General features: G+C 60.9%; 14 protein-coding genes and 1 tRNA gene. 11 read left to right on the forward strand and 4 right to left on the reverse strand.

Translation table 11 applies throughout. The annotated features are described in order from the left end of the window. Positions 1 to 17: 17 nt before the first annotated feature. Together I2H31_RS24990 and I2H31_RS03160 are read right to left on the reverse strand one after the other, a co-directional pair. Positions 18 to 356 (reverse strand): DUF3098 domain-containing protein, encoded by a 339-nt coding sequence (locus I2H31_RS24990; protein ID WP_230687404.1) that lies wholly within the window; start codon positions 354 to 356, stop codon positions 18 to 20. A 60-nt stretch (positions 357 to 416) separates the two neighbouring features. Further along, positions 417 to 1,301, reverse strand: a complete 885-nt coding sequence (locus I2H31_RS03160; protein ID WP_196291538.1) for a cell division protein FtsX — start codon at positions 1,299 to 1,301, stop codon at positions 417 to 419. Between the two features lie 139 nt (positions 1,302 to 1,440). Between I2H31_RS03160 and I2H31_RS03165 the strand changes: the two genes are divergently transcribed. Then, positions 1,441 to 2,037, forward strand: coding sequence for a hypothetical protein (locus I2H31_RS03165; protein ID WP_196291539.1), 597 nt, complete (start codon positions 1,441 to 1,443; stop codon positions 2,035 to 2,037). 9 nt (positions 2,038 to 2,046) lie between these two features. Here the strand turns inward: I2H31_RS03165 and I2H31_RS25580 are convergent, their stop codons facing one another. After that, entirely contained in the window at positions 2,047 to 6,654 is a 4,608-nt protein-coding gene (locus I2H31_RS25580; protein WP_196291540.1) for a translocation/assembly module TamB domain-containing protein, read from the reverse strand. A gap of 351 nt (positions 6,655 to 7,005) precedes the next feature. On the opposite strand from I2H31_RS25580, the gene tsaD reads away from it, so the two are divergent. The 5 genes from tsaD to I2H31_RS03195 all read left to right on the forward strand — a co-directional run bounded on the left by tsaD (position 7,006) and on the right by I2H31_RS03195 (position 11,289). After that, positions 7,006 to 8,025, forward strand: a complete 1,020-nt coding sequence (gene tsaD / locus I2H31_RS03175; RefSeq protein WP_196291541.1) for a tRNA (adenosine(37)-N6)-threonylcarbamoyltransferase complex transferase subunit TsaD — start codon at positions 7,006 to 7,008, stop codon at positions 8,023 to 8,025. A gap of 83 nt (positions 8,026 to 8,108) precedes the next feature. Next, on the forward strand, positions 8,109 to 8,567 hold the full coding sequence (gene smpB / locus I2H31_RS03180) for an SsrA-binding protein SmpB (RefSeq protein WP_196291542.1): 459 nt from the start codon (positions 8,109 to 8,111) through the stop codon (positions 8,565 to 8,567). A 44-nt stretch (positions 8,568 to 8,611) separates the two neighbouring features. Continuing rightward, positions 8,612 to 9,445 (forward strand): C40 family peptidase, encoded by an 834-nt coding sequence (locus I2H31_RS03185; protein ID WP_230687406.1) that lies wholly within the window; start codon positions 8,612 to 8,614, stop codon positions 9,443 to 9,445. A 221-nt stretch (positions 9,446 to 9,666) separates the two neighbouring features. Then, positions 9,667 to 10,161, forward strand: coding sequence for an HNH endonuclease (locus I2H31_RS03190; RefSeq protein WP_196291543.1), 495 nt, complete (start codon positions 9,667 to 9,669; stop codon positions 10,159 to 10,161). A gap of 60 nt (positions 10,162 to 10,221) precedes the next feature. Beyond that, positions 10,222 to 11,289 (forward strand): fatty acid desaturase family protein, encoded by a 1,068-nt coding sequence (locus I2H31_RS03195; RefSeq protein ID WP_196291544.1) that lies wholly within the window; start codon positions 10,222 to 10,224, stop codon positions 11,287 to 11,289. 73 nt (positions 11,290 to 11,362) lie between these two features. On the opposite strand, the gene I2H31_RS03200 is transcribed toward I2H31_RS03195, so the two are convergent. Next, the gene (locus I2H31_RS03200; RefSeq protein WP_196291545.1) at positions 11,363 to 12,199 is read right to left on the reverse strand and encodes an alpha/beta fold hydrolase; all 837 of its coding nucleotides are present in this window, start codon (positions 12,197 to 12,199) and stop codon (positions 11,363 to 11,365) included. A 99-nt stretch (positions 12,200 to 12,298) separates the two neighbouring features. On the opposite strand from I2H31_RS03200, the gene I2H31_RS03205 reads away from it, so the two are divergent. From I2H31_RS03205 to I2H31_RS03225, 5 genes are all read left to right on the forward strand, one after another. Further along, complete coding sequence (locus tag I2H31_RS03205; RefSeq protein ID WP_196291546.1) at positions 12,299 to 12,619, forward strand: hypothetical protein; 321 nt, start codon at positions 12,299 to 12,301, stop codon at positions 12,617 to 12,619. Next, positions 12,616 to 13,020 (forward strand): putative toxin-antitoxin system toxin component, PIN family, encoded by a 405-nt coding sequence (locus tag I2H31_RS03210; RefSeq protein ID WP_196291547.1) that lies wholly within the window; start codon positions 12,616 to 12,618, stop codon positions 13,018 to 13,020. Before I2H31_RS03205 ends, I2H31_RS03210 begins: the two co-directional genes overlap by 4 nt. Positions 13,021 to 13,212: 192 nt before the next feature. Further along, the gene (gene rpsA / locus I2H31_RS03215) at positions 13,213 to 15,345 is read left to right on the forward strand and encodes a 30S ribosomal protein S1 (protein ID WP_230687408.1); all 2,133 of its coding nucleotides are present in this window, start codon (positions 13,213 to 13,215) and stop codon (positions 15,343 to 15,345) included. Positions 15,346 to 15,466: 121 nt separating this feature from the next. Next, positions 15,467 to 15,537: transfer RNA gene (locus tag I2H31_RS03220), tRNA-Cys, on the forward strand. 275 nt (positions 15,538 to 15,812) lie between these two features. Beyond that, complete coding sequence (locus I2H31_RS03225) at positions 15,813 to 17,273, forward strand: MBOAT family O-acyltransferase (protein ID WP_196291548.1); 1,461 nt, start codon at positions 15,813 to 15,815, stop codon at positions 17,271 to 17,273. The last annotated feature ends 14 nt before the right edge of the window (positions 17,274 to 17,287 follow it).

A 17,287-nucleotide genomic window follows, 5' to 3' on the forward strand; every position in this document is an offset into this window, starting at 1 on the left:
AACTGCTAGCCATTATGTTACGGGCGCTTGTAGGCCGGGGCCGCCGGAACAACTGGCGCGGCCGGCGCGTTGGCGGCCGCCACGGCATCGGCCGTGAGGCCTGGAAGCGAAGTCGGCGCTGCCGGGCTTGGCACCAAAGTCTTGTCGCGCACTAGAATGGCGGCGAACTCGATGCCGAAGCCCACCACGAGCAGCAGCGGCCCGAGCGTGATGCCGAGAAAATCCTCGCCGTAGTTTTCTTTATCGCCAAACATCATGGTGATGAAGCCGGCGGCCAGCACGGCCAGGCCAAGCCACATCAGGCGGAAATTGCGGGGACCGAAAGCGAAGTGCGGAGCGGGTTTGGTGGGTTGCATAATAAAGGAATTATTCAATGTTGAAGGAACGTCATGCCGAGCGGAGCGAAGCATGACGTTCTAATACAAGTCGTCGAGCGACATGTTGAGGTATTTGTGCACGGCCCGGGCCGAACTGAAAAAGCCGATGACCACGCCCAGCCCCACCACGCCCAGCAGCAGCAGGCCGAGGTTCACGTCGTCGCGCAGCAGGCGTAGTTCCGTCACTTCCAGGTAGGCGTATTGAAGCAAAGCAATGAGAATAAGCGCCGCCAGCACGCCGCTGGCCAGGCCCTGCCAGGTGGCGCGGCGCAGAAACGGCTGCTGAATAAAGAGCCGCGTCGCGCCCACCAGTTGCATGGAGCGGATGAGAAAACGCTGCGAAAACAGCGCCAGCTTGATGGTGTTGTTAATCAGGATGACCACCACCAGCACCAGCACCGCCGCGAAGCCCAGCAGCACCAGGCTCACCCGCGTCAGGTTATTGTTGATGCTGGCGAACAAATCCTGCGGATACTGCATCTCGAACACGCCGCGCTGGGCGCTCACGCTCCGTTCCAGCTGGCGCAGGTGCAGGGTGTCGGTATATTCGGGCTTGATTTTGAGGGCGTAGGCGTCGCGCAGCGGGTTGTCGCCGAGGAACTGGCGGAAGTCCTCGCCGGTGCTTTGCAGCAACTGGCGGGCGCCTTCTTCCTTGCTCACGAACCGGATTTGGGGCTTGCCGTCGCGCTCGGCCACGTAGGGCAGCTGGCCCAGGTCCTGCTGCAGGCGCAGCAGCTCGGTTTCGGGCAGGTCGCGGTCGAGGTACACCTGCACTTCCAGGTTTTCGCGCACCACCTGCGAGAGCTTGTGGGCGTGCACCAGCAGCAGGCCAAACAGCCCAATCACCACCAGCGCCAGCGTGATGCTGAACACCACGAGCAGGGTGGGGTAAGAGCCTAATTTTTTCTTGTGTACTTGGGGCATGGAAAAACAAAGGTAGAAAGCTGCCAGCCGCCATACGCAAGCCGCCCCCGGGCCGGCGAAGAAAATTAAGGTTTGAGAAAAGATAAAATATTACTATGTTTAGGCCAACGGCAACACCGCCGGGCACACCCCTTCTTTTATGAATGCCAAACGAAAAATCATGTTGGTAGCAGCGTTGTCGGCGACGAGTGCGGGCGTTTTTTCCTGCGAACGCCAAGACCCGGCCGCGGAGCTAGCCGTGGCCGCCACGCCGCAGCCCAGTACCTCCGCCGACCTTGCCACTACCATGGCCGCCGACCCGGTGGTGCGTTCGTTTGTGCTTGCCAATGAACGGTTTCTGAACGAAGACGAAGCGTATTACAACGGGTTGACCGAAGCCGGCAAGGCCGCGCGCCGCGCCGATTTGCAAGCCCACTTCGAGAACGGAACGGAGTGCCCCGACCCGTACCGCACCCCCGCCCAGCTCAATGCCCACTACGCCAGCCAGGAGGCCCTAACTGCCCAAATAAGAGCCACCTACCCGCAGCTCTACCAGCTTTCCGAAGAAGAGCAGCTGGTCGTGAAAGACCGTGCGGCGCAACTCATTCGCGAAAATGCCGCCACGGCCACGGCCCACTCCGCTCCCGGCCACGCCGGCTACGTGGCCAGCATGTGGGACAACTCGGGCCCCGACGCGGCCAAGGTCTTTCGCGCCGGCCGGGCTTTCTACAACGGCTACATGGGCTACCTGCAATAAGCCCCAACCCTACAGGTTCGTCCGCGGGTCCTCGTCCACGGTCAGCACTTCCTTGCCTTCCCGGACTCGCTGCGTGCGGCGCTCCTTCTTTTTCGGGTTTTTGCGGGTAAACAGCTCCCGGAAGGTGTCGAACTGCTCGGTGTGCAGCAGCGAGAGCCCCGCGCGGGGCTGGTTGATGGTTTCCAGGTCGCGCGGGGTAGTCTCGTAGCGCAGCTTGGTGCGGAACTTGCCGTCGGGGCGCAGATAGTATTCCAGGCTGAGGTCGCCGAGCAGCGAGGCCTGGCCGGCGGTGTTGCCGGTGCCGGCGCTGGGCAGCCCCACGATGTTGGCGTTGCTGGTGAAGCCGCCTTCGCGGGTCACGCGCAGCCGGCCGTTGAGGAAGGAGTAGCTCAGGCGCACCTGCAGCGCCTGCAGCTGCTCAGCCGTGAGGCCGTTGATGTTGAAGTCAATTTCCAGGTTCTGGTCGATTTGCGAGGTGAGCAGGCCCAGCTGCGTGCTCAGAATCTGGCCCAGGCTGTTTTGCACCGTGTTGTCTTGGCCGCGCAGCGAAATGGTGCTGCCCAATGAGGAGCCCAGCGGCGAAAGCTGTTTGAATACCAATAGGCTGAAAACCTGTCGGTTCAGTTCCTGCTCGTCGTTGCGCAGCAAGGTAATAAAGTTGGTGAGCGAAGCTTGTAAGGCGCCGGGCGCGTCGTTGAATTCCATGTTGAGCTTGATGGCCGGTAACAGCAGTGGCCCGGTCAGGTTCATCACCGCCGTCACGGGCACCACGGCCGCGCCTCCACTTTGAGAATTAATGCCAAGCACGGGGGCCAGCGAAGTACGCTGCGTGTAGGTGGCCGTCACGTTCATTTCGCCGGCCAGCGGGTCGCCGTTCCAGGAAATCACGCCGCCCGGACGCACCACAAACTCTTTGTTTACCAGGCCCTGCAAGGTGAAATTGTAAGCCCCACGCGTGATTTCCACCTGCCCGAACATGTTGAACTCGCCACGCGTGTCGATGGCCATGCGCAGCTGCCCCGCCGCCGAGCCCCGGATGACGTCGCCGGTGCTTTCGTCCAGCAGAATTTCGAGGTAGGCGTCCGGCGTCACGGTCAGGTTCATGTTGAGCGTGATGCCCGAAAGGTCGATTTTGGCTTGTTGGGCCGCCACGAGCCTGGCCTTGCGCAGCTGCGCCGTGTCGCCGGCCGGGTTGTTGTTCACGAACTTGATGTAGCTGGCTTTCTCGGCGCTGGCGGCTTTGTCGAAGGGCAGCGAGAGGCGCGTGCCGGCCTCGCTGGTGGCGCGCACCACTACGTTCAGGTCGTCGGTGGGGCCGGTTACGCGGGCGGTGCCGGTGGCGTAGGCCGTGCCAAAATACAAGTCGTTGTCTTTGCGCGTGGTGTTGAGTACCTGCATCTTGCGGAAGCTGGCCGCAATGTCGAGGCTCATGTTTTTGAAGCCCCGGTGGCTCACCACGCCGTCCACGGTGCCGGTGTTGCCCAGGGCGTCGCGTAGCTTGATGTTGCGGAAGGCGATGCTGGTGTTGGTGAAGAAAACCCGGTCGGCAAAGGTATAGGTGGTGCCCAGGTAGCCAAACGTGAAGCGGCCGTTGCTCACGTCCACCGCGCCCAGCAGGTTGGGTGAGCCAAACAAGCCGGTCAGGCGCAGCTCGCCGCGGCCCGTGCCGCCCAGGTTTTTCATGATGGAGCCCAAAAACGGCTGCGCCAGCACAATGGGCGCATCGTTCAGCGTGCCGGTGAGGTTGAGCTGGTTCCGCTCGTCGCGCGGGGCAATGTCGCCCAGCACGGTCAGTACCGACTGCCCGGCGCGAGCCACGTCCAGGTTCACGCGCAGCTTGCTGGCGGTGTTGTCCCAGTCGCCGCGCCCGGCCACCTGCCCAATGAGGGTGCCGTCATAAGTCAGCGAGTCCACGCCCAGCGTGCTGCTGATGGTGAGCGGGCCGTACACGCCGCTCAGGGTGCCCTGCGCGTTCACGCGGCCGCCCAGGCGCTGCCCGGTGAGGGCATTGAGGGTAGCCAGCTGGAAGTCCTTCACCTGCAGTTGCAGCGGCGGCTTGCTGGCATCGGGCGAGATGAAGCCCTGCGCGCCCACAAACTGCACGCCGTTGCTGAACGTCAGGTTCTTCACGTCGTACTCGCGGCCGTAATCGGAAATCGTGACCGAGTTGTTGGCCGCAATGGTCCAGTCTTTGTCCAGCAAATGCACGCCCGACTGGCGGAACACCACCTCAATCGCACGCGGCAGGAAACCCATCGAGCCGTTGATGACGGCCTTGTTGGTGGTGCCGGTTTGGGCCAGCGAAGTCGAAAAATTAATGCGCTGCTGGTCCCACACGCTTTCTAGGATGAATTTCTCGGTTTTGCCCAGGCCCGGCAGCACCTGCCGGTCGCTGGTCACGCTGGCCTGGGCCAGAATGTCGGGCTTGTAGGGCAGCTTCGAGGTGAGGAAGTCGAAGTCGTTGTTCACCGTCTGCACGGGGCCGTAGCGCAGGCTGTCGAGGTGCCCGCCGAGCTGGAAAATCGACGTGGCCCCGTTGCGGAACGAGCCGTCGATGCGGCTGCCGTCGGCCACCCGCAGCTCGGGCACAAACAGGGCCAGCACCGGGTTGGGCTTCTTGAGGTGCAGCCGCAGGTCCACCTGGTACACCGGCAAGTCGCGCTGGCGCTTGCGGCGGTAGTAGTCGGCCGTGGCCGCGGCGTTGCTCTCGAAGTTGAGGCGGTACTCGGTGAGCAGCGTTTGCACGTCGCGCACCACGTCGGAGGTGTTGAAGGCGCCGGCCACGCGGGCATCCACGGCTTCGGAGCGCAGCGTGATGGCGCGCTGGTTCAGGCGATTGCGGGTGCTTATCAGGTCCAGCGTGTCGAGCCGGAGCTGGCGCTTGCCCAGCGTGAAGCGCGACTTGCGCAGGTAGGCGTGCCCAATCAGCGAGTCGAGCTGCACGCCGCGGAACTTCACGTCGGTGGTGGTGGCCACGATGAGCGGCTGGCTCATCAGCCCCAGCGCGCGCAGGTCGGCCCGCTCTATTTTGGCCTTGATGTCGACGTCCTGGTGCTCGCGGTCGAGGTCGATGTGGCCGTCGCCCACCAGCTTCACGTTGGGGTCGTTGGCCGTGACGTGCCCGCTAAAGGACTGCTGGTGAAAGTCGCCGTTGAGCGACAGGTTGCGGTAGCGGTAGCCGTTCAGCCAGATGGCCGGGATGGCGAGCGAGGCCTGCCCGCGCGCAAACGGCGGCAAGAAGCCCACGCCGGCCACGCGCCCGTTCAGCGTCACGTCCCGAATCACCGATTCGTCGCCCAAAAACCGGCCCAGCTGGAAGCCGTTGCTGCGCACCGTGCCCTCGTAGGCGGCGTGCGTGAGGTCGGACTTGGTTTTCAGGTTTACGTCCGTCGCCACGAAGCCGAGGGCCGTGTCGAAGGACGCATTGGCCACGAAGTCGTCGTAGAAGCCCAGCACCGAGCCTTCCAGCTTCACGGTGCCCAGCTTCTGCACCAGCTTGTTGGCCGCGGCTGGCAGCCAGTGTTTCAGGTCGCTGGTGCGCACCACCGACGGCAGCATGCGCAAGTCAATAAAGCTTTCCTTGTAGTTGGGCAGGCCCTCGGCGTTGGCGCGCTTGGCCACGATGTGGGTGCCTTGCCCGTAGCGCACGTCCAAGTTGTCGACCTTGAAATTGCGCACGTAGCCCGCGGCGTCGCCCGAGAGCTTCACCGACTCGTGCAGGTCGCGCAGCTGCGGCGCAAACTTGGCGATGTCGTCCGAAAACACCTCCGAGCCGCGCAGCCGCGCAATGGTCTTCATCGAGTCGTTGTAGTCGGTGAAGTTGGTGAACACCCGGAACTCAAACCGCACGTAGTCCTTAATCTGGCTGCGGCCTACGCGCAAGCTCAAGTCCTTAAACTCCCAGAAATGCGGCCCGTAGGTCATGTCCGCCGTGATTTCGCGCAGCTGCGACTGCGAGGGCGTTTCCACCGCGTGCAGGTGGCTGATGCGCAGACCTAGCGTATCGCCGAGCCGGATGTTGGAGATGTCGGCGTAGATGCTGTCCACCAGCAGGTGGTCGTAGTCAATGCTTTGGCCGTAGGTTTTGGCGCGCGGCACGTCGTCTTTCTGAATGGCGAAATGCCCGTTGCGCAGCGCGACGCTGCCCACCTGAAAATCAAACGGCTTGGATTTGGTCGTGTCCGTTGAGGGCCCAATCATGCGCTTCACGGCCGCCATAAACTGGCTGAAGGTGGTCGAATCGGGCTGGCCCGGCAGGTTGCGCAGCTCGAAGCGCGGCTCATGGAGCGTGAGCGTGGCAATGTGCAGGTGCCGCGGGTCAAACACCGAGAACAGCGAGATGTCCGCGTCGGCCCGCCCGATGCTGAGCAGCTCGCCGCCGCGCCGGTCCTGCACTTGCACGCTGTCGAGCAGTACCCGGGAAAAGGGGCGCACATCCACGCGCCCAATGGTCACGTTCTGGCCCAGCTTCTGGGTGAGCACGTCGGCTGCCTCGTGGGCCAGCCGGGTTTGCACGCTGGGCACCCGCAAGGCAATGAGCGCGCCCACCACGGCCAATACCACCAGCAGCCCCAGGCCCAGCAGTATTTTCAGCAGAATGGCGAAGAAACGACGCACCGGAGCAGAACAGTTGAAAGCGAAAAACGCGGGTTAATCCGCAAAGTTGCGGTTTTTTGGTGGCTTGAGTCAACCGCCAAGCCGCTCAGCCAATTATCAGGCCAATGGAACGGCCGGGGCCGGGCCGCGGTTCGCTTCCTTACGGCCAATTCGGGTTAGTAACGCGAACTTTGCCGTTCCGGTCCGGCGGTCGGGCCCAAATGAGCCCAAAATATCGACCTGGCCGGCCGATTCGTCTACCAGTAGCGCGGACTTTGCAGTCCGCGTCGCCGCACAGTTCGGGTATCCGCCGGGGACGCGGACTGCAAAGTCCGCGCTACAGCTTACTTCAAAGCATCTGCACTAATTACTATGGCTTCGCCCGCTCATCCCATCATCCTCGCCATCGAATCTTCCTGCGACGACACCGGCGCGGCCGTGCTGGCCGGCGGCCAGCTGCTGAGCAACGTCGTGGCCACCCAAAAAGTCCACGAGCAGTACGGCGGCGTGGTGCCCGAACTGGCCTCGCGGGCCCACCAGCAGCACCTGCTGCCCGTCGTTACGGCCGCCCTCAAAGAAGCCGGCCTCACCAAAGCCGACCTCGACGCCGTGGCCGTCACGCAGGGCCCGGGTCTGCTCGGTTCCTTGTTAGTAGGCGGGATGTTTGCCAAAACCCTGGCCCTGGCCCTGGATAAGCCGCTGCTGGCCGTGAACCACATGCGCGCCCACATTCTGGCCCATTTCATCCGCGACCCCAAGCCGCAGTTTCCCTTCCTCTGCCTCACCGTGAGCGGCGGGCACACGCAATTGGTGGTGGTGAAATCGGCCATGGAGATGGACGTCATCGGCCAAACCATAGACGATGCTGCCGGCGAAGCCTTCGACAAAACGGCCAAGCTGCTCGGCCTGCCGTACCCCGGCGGCCCGCATCTCGACAAGCTGGCCCGCCAGGGCAACCCCGCGCGGTTTGCCTTCCCCGTGGGCGCCATGCCGGGCTACGACTTCTCCTTTAGCGGCTTGAAAACGGCGGTGCTTTATTTCCTGAAAAAAGAAACCGCCGCCAACCCGGACTTCATTCAGGAAAACCTGGCCGACCTCTGCGCCAGCATCCAGCACACCATCGTGGCCACGCTGCTGCGCCAGCTCCGCCGCGCCGCCGCCGACACCGGCCTCACGCAAGTGGCCCTGGCCGGCGGCGTGGCCGCCAACTCCGGCCTGCGCACCGCCCTGGAAGCCGAAGCCGACGCCCAGGGCTGGCAGGTGTTCATTCCAGAATTTCAGTTTTGCACCGACAACGCCGCCATGGTGGCCATGACCGCGCATTTCCAGTACGAAGCCGGCGACTTTGCCACCCAGCTCACCAGCCCCGACCCGCGCCTGAAACTGAAGTAGCGGCCCTGCGTTAGGACCCTACCTTTGCCGGCCCGTCCATCAGGGGCCTGGCAACTGCCCACGCGTAACCGACAATTAGCCCAATGGCCAAAGACGACAAACCCGTCATCATCAACATCAAAAACCGCCGCGCCAGCCACGAATACACCTTCCTGGCCAAGTACGACGCGGGCGTGATGCTGCAGGGCACCGAGATAAAAAGCATTCGCGAGGGCAACGTGAACCTCACCGACGGCTATTGCACCTTCGACCACAAAGGCGACCTCTGGATTCACAGCATCCGCATTGCGCCTTATTCCTTAGGTACTTACAACAACCACGACGCCATGCGCGCCCGCAAGCTCCTGCTCAACAAGCGCGAGCTCAAGCAGCTGGCCGGCAAAAGCGTGGACCAGGGCCTGACCATCATCCCGCTGCGCCTCTTCGTGACGGACCGCGGCTTTGCCAAAATCGAAATAGCCCTCGCCCAGGGCAAAAAGCTCTTTGACAAGCGCAACGACCTCAAAGAGAAAGCCCAAAAGCGCGACATGGAGCGAATGTGAAGGTGAAATGGCGAAATGGCGAGTAAGCCCACGGCTACCGTTCTTTGCGTCAACTCACCACCTCACCATTTCACCACCTCACCACTTTGAACCCCGGCATCTGCGCCCTGAGCGCCGTCCCCGTCCGCGCCGAGCCCAACGACCGGGCCGAACTCGTCACCCAACTCCTGTTTGGCGAATGCTACCAGATTTTGGTCACCGACGGCAGCTGGCTGCAAGTGCAGCTGGCGGCCGACGACTACGTGGGCTGGATTGATTTCAAGCAGCACACGCCCGTCTCGCCCGAGTACTACGCCGCCTGGTGCGCCCAGGACCACCCGCGCGCTCTCGACGTAGTGCAGGCCGTGAGCGACGCCACCACCAAAATTCCGCTCACGCTGGGCTGCCGCCTGCCGTTTTTCGACGGCATGAACGTGCGCATCGGCGAGCGCAACTACTTCTTCAACGGCACTGCCACCAATCCCACCGCCGCGCCCGACCACGCCCGCCAGGCCGCCCTGCTGCGCAAAATCGCCCTCATGTACCTGAAGGCGCCCTACGTGTGGGGTGGCAAAAGCATCTTCGGCCTCGACTGCTCCGGGCTGTGCCAGCAGCTCTACGGCCTGGTGGGCATCCAGCTCCCGCGCGACGCCCGCCAGCAGATTGACCACGGCCGCCAGGTGCACTTCGTGACCCAGGCCCGGCCCGGCGACCTCGCCTTTTTCGACAACGCCGAGGGCCGCATCGTGCACGTGGGCATGGTGCTGGATGAAGGCCAGATTCTGCACGCCCACGGCGAAGTCCGCATCGACCCGCTCGACCACAACGGCATCTTCAACCGCGAGCGGCAGCGCTACTCGCACAAGCTGCGCCTCATCAAGCGCCTGCTGCCGGAGTAGGGGAGGAGTAGAACAGAAGACCAAAGACCGTCATGCCGAGCGCCAGCGAAGCATCTCTACCGCAATAGTGAATAGTTTACGGCTGCAGTAAAGATGCTTCGCTGGCGCTCGGCATGACGGTCTTTTTAACATTTTCTCTCGGCTGAACTTAACCCAAACCCGCTTGTTTATCTGCTTGGAAACCGCTAGCTTTCGGCGGGTTATCCGAGCCCCAAGCGTGTATGGACCAAAAAGTGTTAGTGCTGAATGGCGACTATACCGCCATTACCCTGTGCAGCGTGCAGAAGGCGTTTGTGCTCCTGTTTCTCGACAAGGCGGAGATGGTGGCCAAGTCGGACCACGGCACCCTGCGCACCATCTCCCAATCTTTTCCCAAGCCGAGCATCATTCGCTTGCAACGCTACGTGCGCGTGCCCTACAAAGGCATTGCCCTGAGCCGCCACAACATCTTTAAGCGCGACCATTTCGAGTGCCAGTACTGTGGTTCTACGAAAAATTTAACGCTCGACCACGTCATGCCGCGCTCGCGCGGCGGAGAATCTTCGTGGACCAACCTGCTCACGGCCTGCGCCCGCTGCAACCACGCCAAAGGCCACCACACGCCCAACGAGGCCGGTTTGACCATCCGGCAGCAGCCCAAAAAGCCCACGTTGGCGGGCTTCCTCAAGCTCTCGGCGGGCACCATCGACCAGAACTGGCACGCGTACCTGAATTAAGTTCTGCCGTATAGGGTTAGGAAGGGGTACCTTTGATTTTATTCCCCCCCAAACCTGCCTATGGCCCTGCCCAAGTTCGCTGCAACCCGCTCGTTTCATACCGAGCTCAAAACCCGTATCAATCACTATTTCGAGGAATCGGGGCAGCGGATGACTGGTGACTTCAGTCTCATCTTCAAGGGCGTTTTGCTCGTGGGAATGATGGCCGCCCTTTACGTGCATCTGGTGTTTTTCACGCCCGCCTGGGGCTGGGCCCTGCTTGAATGTGCTCTGTTGGGCTGCGTTATCGCCGCCATTGGCTTCAACGTGATGCACGACGGCGCCCACGGCAGCTTTTCGCGCTTTGCCTGGGTCAATAAGCTGGCGGCCTACACGCTGGGCGTGCTCGGCGGCAGCCCCTACATGTGGAACTCCAAGCACAACCTCATCCACCACACCTACACCAACATTGAGGGCCACGACGACGACATCAACATCCAGCCCTGGATGCGCATGACACCCGACCAGCCCAAGCACGCGCTGCACCGCTACCAGCATTTCTATTTCTGGGCGCTCTACTGCATGCTCTACACGTCCTGGATTTTTGCCATGGACTACCAGAAATACTTCTCCCGTCAAATCGGCGCCATCGGCCTCAAGCCCATGAACACCGGCGAGCACGTCAGCTTCTGGGGCTTTAAAGTGCTGAACTTGTTGCTGTACGTGGCCCTGCCCATCTACCTGGTCGGCTTCCTGCCGTGGCTGGCCGGCTTCATGCTGAGCACGGCCGTGGCCGGCCTGGTCCTGAGCATGGTATTCCAGCTCGCCCACACCGTGGAAGACGCGGCTTTCCCCGTGCCCCACGCCACCACCCACAAGCTGGAAGACGAGTGGGCCATCCATCAGGTGCGCACCACCGCCAATTTTGCTACTGATAATAAAGTGGTAAGCTGGTTGGTTGGCGGCCTCAACTTCCAGATTGAGCACCACTTGTTCCCGAAAATCTCGCACGTGCACTACCCCGCCATCAGCAAGATTGTGCAGCAGGTGTGCGCCGAGTTCGACATCACCTACAACAACTACGCCCGCACCCGCACCGCCGTGGTTTCGCACGTCATGTTCCTGCGCCAGATGGGCCGCGCCGCATAGCCCGACCAGACCCAACAACAAAAAGCCCCGACGCGAATGCGCCGGGGCTTTTTGTTATCTGTGGTTTCTAAAACTAGCGGCCCACAAACGACAGCAAATCCGTCGTCAATTGGTCTTTGTCAGTAAAGAATAGGCCGTGCGGCGCGCCCTTATACACCTTCAGTTCTGCCTGCGGAATCATCTTGGCCGTGCGCTCGCCGCTGGCCTCAAAGGGCACCGTCGCATCAGCGTCGCCGTGAATCACCAGCGTCGGCACTTTGATTTCGGACAAGTCGGCCCGGAAATCGGTGCTGGAAAAAGCCACCGCGCAGTCGCGCGTGGCATTCGGCGCCGCCAGCGAGGCCACCGTGAAATTCCAGTCCAGCACGCCCTGGCTCACCGGGTGGCTAATCATGCCCACGCCGTAGAAGCTCTTGGCGAAGGTTTGCAGGAAGTCAAACCGGTCCTGCTTCATGCCGTCGGCCATTTCGTCGAATACCTTTTGGGGCACGCCCTCCGGGTTGTTGTCGGTCTTGAGCATAAAGGGCGTTACGGCGCTCACGAAAGCCACGCGGGCAATGCGCTTGTCGCCGTAGGTGCCGAGGTAGCGGGCAATTTCGCCGCCGCCCATCGAGAAGCCCACCAGCGTCACCTGGTTCAAATCCAACTCTTCGAGCAGGGCGTTGAGGTCGGCCGCCATCGTGTCGTAGTCGTAGCCCGTCCAGGGGCGGGAGGAGCGGCCGAACCCGCGCCGGTCGTAGGCAATGACGCGCAGGCCGGCCTTGGCCAGCCCAATGGCCTGGTGCTCCCACATGGTGTGGTCGAGCGGCCAGCCGTGGATGAGCACCACCGGGGCGCCCTGCCCCCAGTCTTCGTAGAAAATATTAACCGGGTTGCCGGCCGTGTCGTTACCTGCTTTGATATAAGCCATTAGAGTAAGGTGTTTTGGGTGAAATGTTACCGTTCTCCTTACGCGGCTAGACCGGTTTACAGTTGCTTTTTCGTAAATTTGATTATAAGTGACTCGCTCATGAAAGCTGTAACCATTCTGCTCCCCGATTCCGTCGAACTAAGCCAAGACCAGATTCAACGGTTGGTGCTGATTAATCTTGATATTGTTAATCATCAGGCTGCATCTTTGCCAGGGCCTGCAGATTTGCAGGCCCTGTTGCAGCGGCCGGTGCCGCCAGAAGAAGCTGCTGATATCCGTCACCTTATCGGCCTGTATTATGCCGAACGGGCTGCTGATTTGGTGGACGAGCAATGGGATAAAAATGGCTGGACCGCTGAAACAATGCATAATTGGGTGCGCGAACACCTGCGCACCGCCCACGGCCGCCATGCCGCATGAGGGTAGTTCTGGATACCAACGTTTTGCTGGTTAGCATTGGGCGCCGCTCACCATTCCGCCCGGTTTTCGACGCCTTGCTGCGAGAGCAGTTGACATTGGTAGTGAGCACAGGCATCCTGCTCGAATACGAAGAAATTCTGACCCAACGTAATGGCGCCGTTGTGGCGCACAGCGTACTCGAAGCGTTAAGCAACCTGCGAAACGTCAGCCGCCACGAGGTGCGTTACCACTGGCGTCTGCCCTTTATCGACCCCGATGACCAAAAGTTTGTCGATGCCTACGTAGCCGGCAACGCCGATTACCTCGTCAGCAACGACCGGCATTTTGATGGGCTTGGTGCTGCTGGCTTTCCCAGCGTGCGCGTATTTTCTGCCGAAGCATTCCTGAAACGCCTTGCTTAACTCAACTGTCTTGAAACGCTTTGAACGGCAGGCATTGCGAATCAGTGTTAGCAAAACCGCCTCATAATCCGTACCTTTGCGGCCCCGCCAAGGTGGCGGGCCTTGCGCCCTAACGGCAAGAGGTTCAAAAGCAACGGCGTAGCAGCCCGGGCTTCGGCCGCTGCGTTTTTACACTGGAGCCCGCACACAAGTATGGCAACTGAATTAGTTGACGATTTTGATTGGGACAACGTTGGAGCGACCGGCTTCGGCGGCAATTATTCTTCGGACCAGCGCGCTGAGATGGAGAAAATGTACGGCGACACCCTGACGACCGTACAGGAAGAAGAAGTGGTGAAAGGCACCGTGGTAGGCATCACCGACCGCGACGTTATCCTGAACATCGGCTTCAAATCCGATGGTCTGGTGTCCATCACCGAATTCCGCGACCTGCCCGACCTGAAAATCGGCGACGAGGTGGAGGTGTTCATCGAAGACCAGGAAGATGCTAACGGCCAGCTTATCCTGAGCCGCAAGAAAGCCAAAATCAAGCAGGCCTGGAAGGCTATTTACGACGCTCTGGAATTGGATACGATTCTGGAAGGCGTAGTGAAGCGTCGCACCAAAGGCGGCCTCATCATGGAGCTCGACGGCGTGGAAGCCTTCCTGCCCGGCTCGCAAATCGACGTGAAGCCCATCCGCGACTTCGACATTTATGTGGGCCGTCGCATGGAAGTGAAAGTGGTGAAAATCAACTCCGCTTTCGACAACGTCGTGGTTTCGCACAAAGTACTCATCGAGAAAGACCTCGAGAAGCAGCGTGAGGCCATCCTGAACAACCTCGAAAAAGGCCAGATTCTGGAAGGCAACATCAAGAACATGACCAACTTCGGCGTGTTCATCGACCTCGGCGGTGTCGACGGTCTGCTGCACATCACGGACATCTCGTGGGGCCGCATCGCTCACCCGAGCGAAGTGCTGACCCTGGACCAGAAGCTGAACATCGTGGTGCTGGACTTCGACGAAGCCAAGAAGCGTATTTCGCTGGGCCTGAAGCAGCTGACGCCCCACCCGTGGGATTCGCTGCCGGCCGACCTGCAGCCGGGCTCCAAAGTATCGGGCCGCATCGTGAACGTGGCCGACTACGGCGCGTTCATGGAAGTGGTACCCGGTGTGGAAGGCCTCATCCACGTTTCGGAAATGAGCTGGAGCCAGCACCTGCGCAACCCGCAGGACTTTATCAAGCAGGGCGACACGGTAGAAGCGCAGATTCTGACGCTCGACCGCGAAGACCGCAAGATGAGCCTCGGCATCAAGCAACTGACCGAAGACCCGTGGACCCGTGGCGACTTCGCCACCACCTACGCCGTGGGCACCAAGCACAGCGGTACCGTGCGTAACCTGACCAACTTCGGCCTGTTTGTAGAACTGGAAGAGGGTGTGGACGGTCTCGTGCACGTGTCGGACCTGTCGTGGACCAAGAAAATCAAGCACCCCTCCGAAATGGTGAAGGTGGGCGACAAGCTCGATGTAGTGGTACTGGAGCTGGACCTGGGCGCCCGTCGCCTGGCCTTGGGCCACAAGCAGCTGGAAGAAAACCCCTGGGATACCTTCCAGACGGTGTTCACCCCCGGCTCGGTACACAAGGCTACCATCACCGAGAAGTCGGAGCGTGGCGCAGTACTCGAATTGCCTTACGGCATCGAGGGCTTCGCTTACCCCAAGTCGTTGGTGAAGGAAGATGGCACGACCGCCGAGAACGGTGAGTCGCTTGACTTCCGCGTAACGGAGTTCTCGAAGGACGACCGCCGCATTGTGCTCTCGCACACGGCTGTTTACAACAAAGAAGCCGCCGCTGAGGACGACAGCCGCAACGCCAAGTTCAAGAAGAAAACCAACGCCAAAGGTGGCGACACCCAGGGCGAAGGCAAAATCAGCGACCTGAAAAAGACCGAAGAGAAGTCGACCCTCGGCGACCTCGACGCGCTGAGCGCCCTGCGCGACCAGATGATGGGCAACGAACGCAAGGCTGGTGAGCAGAAGCTCGCCGCCGCTGCCAAGGCTCCCAAGGCCGAAGCCGCTCCCGCTGCTGAGGCTGCTCCGGCCGCTGAAGAAGCTCCCGCTGCTGACGCTCCCGCCGAAGGTGGCCTGCTGGCTGGCATTGCCGGTGCCGCTTCGGCTGCTCTCGACACCGTGAAGCACGCTGCTTCGGACGCTGTGGACGCTGTGACGCACTCGGATGCCTTCGCGAAGGCTTCGGAAGTGGCCGGCGACTTGGTGGACAAAGCCAAAGACCTGATTGCCGGCGACGACGCCGACAAAAAGGACGACGAAGCCAAAGCCTAGTGCTCAGCTGAGTTAGCGTAATGAAGAAAGCCCCGGCGTTGCAGCCGGGGCTTTTTTTATGCCGGTGCCTTGCCTACGCCAAACGGGCTGCCTACCTTTGCGGTCCCAAAAGCCCACTACTGGCAACGTGACCGAGTGGCTAGGTAGAGGTCTGCAAAACCTCCTACAGCGGTTCGAATCCGCTCGTTGCCTCTTTAAATTGACAGAATCCCCTTGTAAGCCATGCGTTTACAAGGGGATTCCGCTTTTTAGGTACAATAGAGGTGCCATATGGCTGAGCCAACTGGACAGGAATGCCATTAATTCACTAAACAGTCGCGCTTGTTGCGTTTGGGCGCTGCTAAGGTTTAAACGTAGCGCTGATGGGACAGGGGCTTCCACGCTTTTACGGCTTGTTGCTTTGTTGGGCAAGGCGGTTGAGCGGCTTATCTGAAGTTTGGTAGCGGTGCAATCAGGGGCAGAAACTTATGCTATTCAACTCGTTCGAATTCCTGATTTTCTTTCCAGTCGTAACGGTTCTGTACTTCCTGCTGCCGCACCGGCACCGGTGGTGGTGGCTGCTGCTGGCCAGCTGCGTGTTTTACATGGCCTTTATCCCGGCCTACATTCTTATCCTGCTCCTGACCATTGTCATCGATTACGGCGCCGGTATTTTTATTGAAAACGCCCAGGGGAGGCAACGCCGGTTTTACCTGGCCCTGAGCCTGGCGGCCAACCTGGGGGTGCTGGCGGTTTTCAAATACTACAACTTCTTCATTGGCAACATGAACGGGCTGCTGCACCTGAGCAACCCGGCTGCGTCGCTGCCTTTGCTGGGGCTCGTGCTGCCCATTGGGCTCTCGTTTCACACGTTTCAGGCCATGAGCTACACCATTGAGGTGTACCGGGGCCGCTACCCGGCCGAGCGGCATTTCGGGATTTATGCGCTGTACGTGCTATTTTACCCACAGCTCGTGGCCGGGCCCATCGAGCGGCCGCAGCACATGCTGCCGCAATTTCACGAAGAAAAGCATTTTGACTACCCGCGTGTGGTGAGCGGCTTGCGCCTGATGGCGTGGGGCTTATTCAAAAAAGTGGTGATTGCCGACCGCTTGGCGTACCTGGTCAACGAGGTGTATAACCAGCCGCGCCATTTTCAGGGGCTGCCGCTGCTGGTGGCCACGGTGTTTTTCTCCATTCAGATTTACTGCGACTTTTCGGGCTATTCCGACATGGCGCTGGGCGCGGCCCGGGTGATGGGCTTCGAGCTGCGCCAGAATTTCGACCGGCCCTACTTTGCCACGAGCATCGCGGAGTTTTGGCGGCGCTGGCACATGTCGCTGTCCGGCTGGTTTCGGGACTACTTATATCTTCCGCTCGGCGGCAGCCGGGTGGCGCTGCCACGGGCGTGTTTCAACTTGTTTTTTGTGTTCGTGGTGAGCGGCCTCTGGCACGGGGCCAACTGGACGTTTCTGGCCTGGGGTGCCCTGCACGGCGCTTACCTGGTCGTCGGGAAGCTCACCCAGAAAAGCCGTAGCCAGCTCATTGAACAGCTGGGCCTGCGCTTTTTGAATCATCCCTGGCTCAACCTCGCGTTTACTTACGCACTGGTGACGTTTGCCTGGATATTTTTCCGCGCCAACGGGCTCCACGACGCCGTCTACATCATCACCCACCTCCTGAAGCCCGCGGCGGCCGTGTGGCACGAGCAGGCCTTTACGGGCTGGTATACGGTGCGCGTGCTGTACCCCTTCCCGCAGTGGATGACCCTGTTGCTGGCCGTGCCGCTGCTGTTTCTGGTGGAAAAAGCGCAGCGGCACGTTTCCCTCAACGCGTGGCTGGGGCAGCAGGCCGCGCCGGTGCGCTGGGCTATTTACTACGGCATTGTGCTCAGCATTGCCTTGCTGGGGGCTTACGAGAACATCCGGTTCATCTACTTTCAATTCTAAGCCCACTACCCGAA

It is taken from the genome of Hymenobacter ruricola, assembly GCF_015694525.1.
Classification (GTDB): domain Bacteria; phylum Bacteroidota; class Bacteroidia; order Cytophagales; family Hymenobacteraceae; genus Hymenobacter; species Hymenobacter ruricola.

Coding starts and splice junctions, on each gene's coding strand:
- I2H31_RS24990 (WP_230687404.1), bottom strand. CDS start 356: ATGCAACCCACCAAACCCGCTCCGCACTTCGCTTTCGGTCCCCGCAAT.
- I2H31_RS03160 (WP_196291538.1), bottom strand. CDS start 1,301: ATGCCCCAAGTACACAAGAAAAAATTAGGCTCTTACCCCACCCTGCTC.
- I2H31_RS03165 (WP_196291539.1), top strand. CDS start 1,441: ATGAATGCCAAACGAAAAATCATGTTGGTAGCAGCGTTGTCGGCGACG.
- tsaD (WP_196291541.1), top strand. CDS start 7,006: ATGGCTTCGCCCGCTCATCCCATCATCCTCGCCATCGAATCTTCCTGC.
- smpB (WP_196291542.1), top strand. CDS start 8,109: ATGGCCAAAGACGACAAACCCGTCATCATCAACATCAAAAACCGCCGC.
- I2H31_RS03190 (WP_196291543.1), top strand. CDS start 9,667: ATGGACCAAAAAGTGTTAGTGCTGAATGGCGACTATACCGCCATTACC.
- I2H31_RS03195 (WP_196291544.1), top strand. CDS start 10,222: ATGGCCCTGCCCAAGTTCGCTGCAACCCGCTCGTTTCATACCGAGCTC.
- I2H31_RS03200 (WP_196291545.1), bottom strand. CDS start 12,199: ATGGCTTATATCAAAGCAGGTAACGACACGGCCGGCAACCCGGTTAAT.
- I2H31_RS03205 (WP_196291546.1), top strand. CDS start 12,299: ATGAAAGCTGTAACCATTCTGCTCCCCGATTCCGTCGAACTAAGCCAA.
- I2H31_RS03210 (WP_196291547.1), top strand. CDS start 12,616: ATGAGGGTAGTTCTGGATACCAACGTTTTGCTGGTTAGCATTGGGCGC.
- rpsA (WP_230687408.1), top strand. CDS start 13,213: ATGGCAACTGAATTAGTTGACGATTTTGATTGGGACAACGTTGGAGCG.
- I2H31_RS03225 (WP_196291548.1), top strand. CDS start 15,813: ATGCTATTCAACTCGTTCGAATTCCTGATTTTCTTTCCAGTCGTAACG.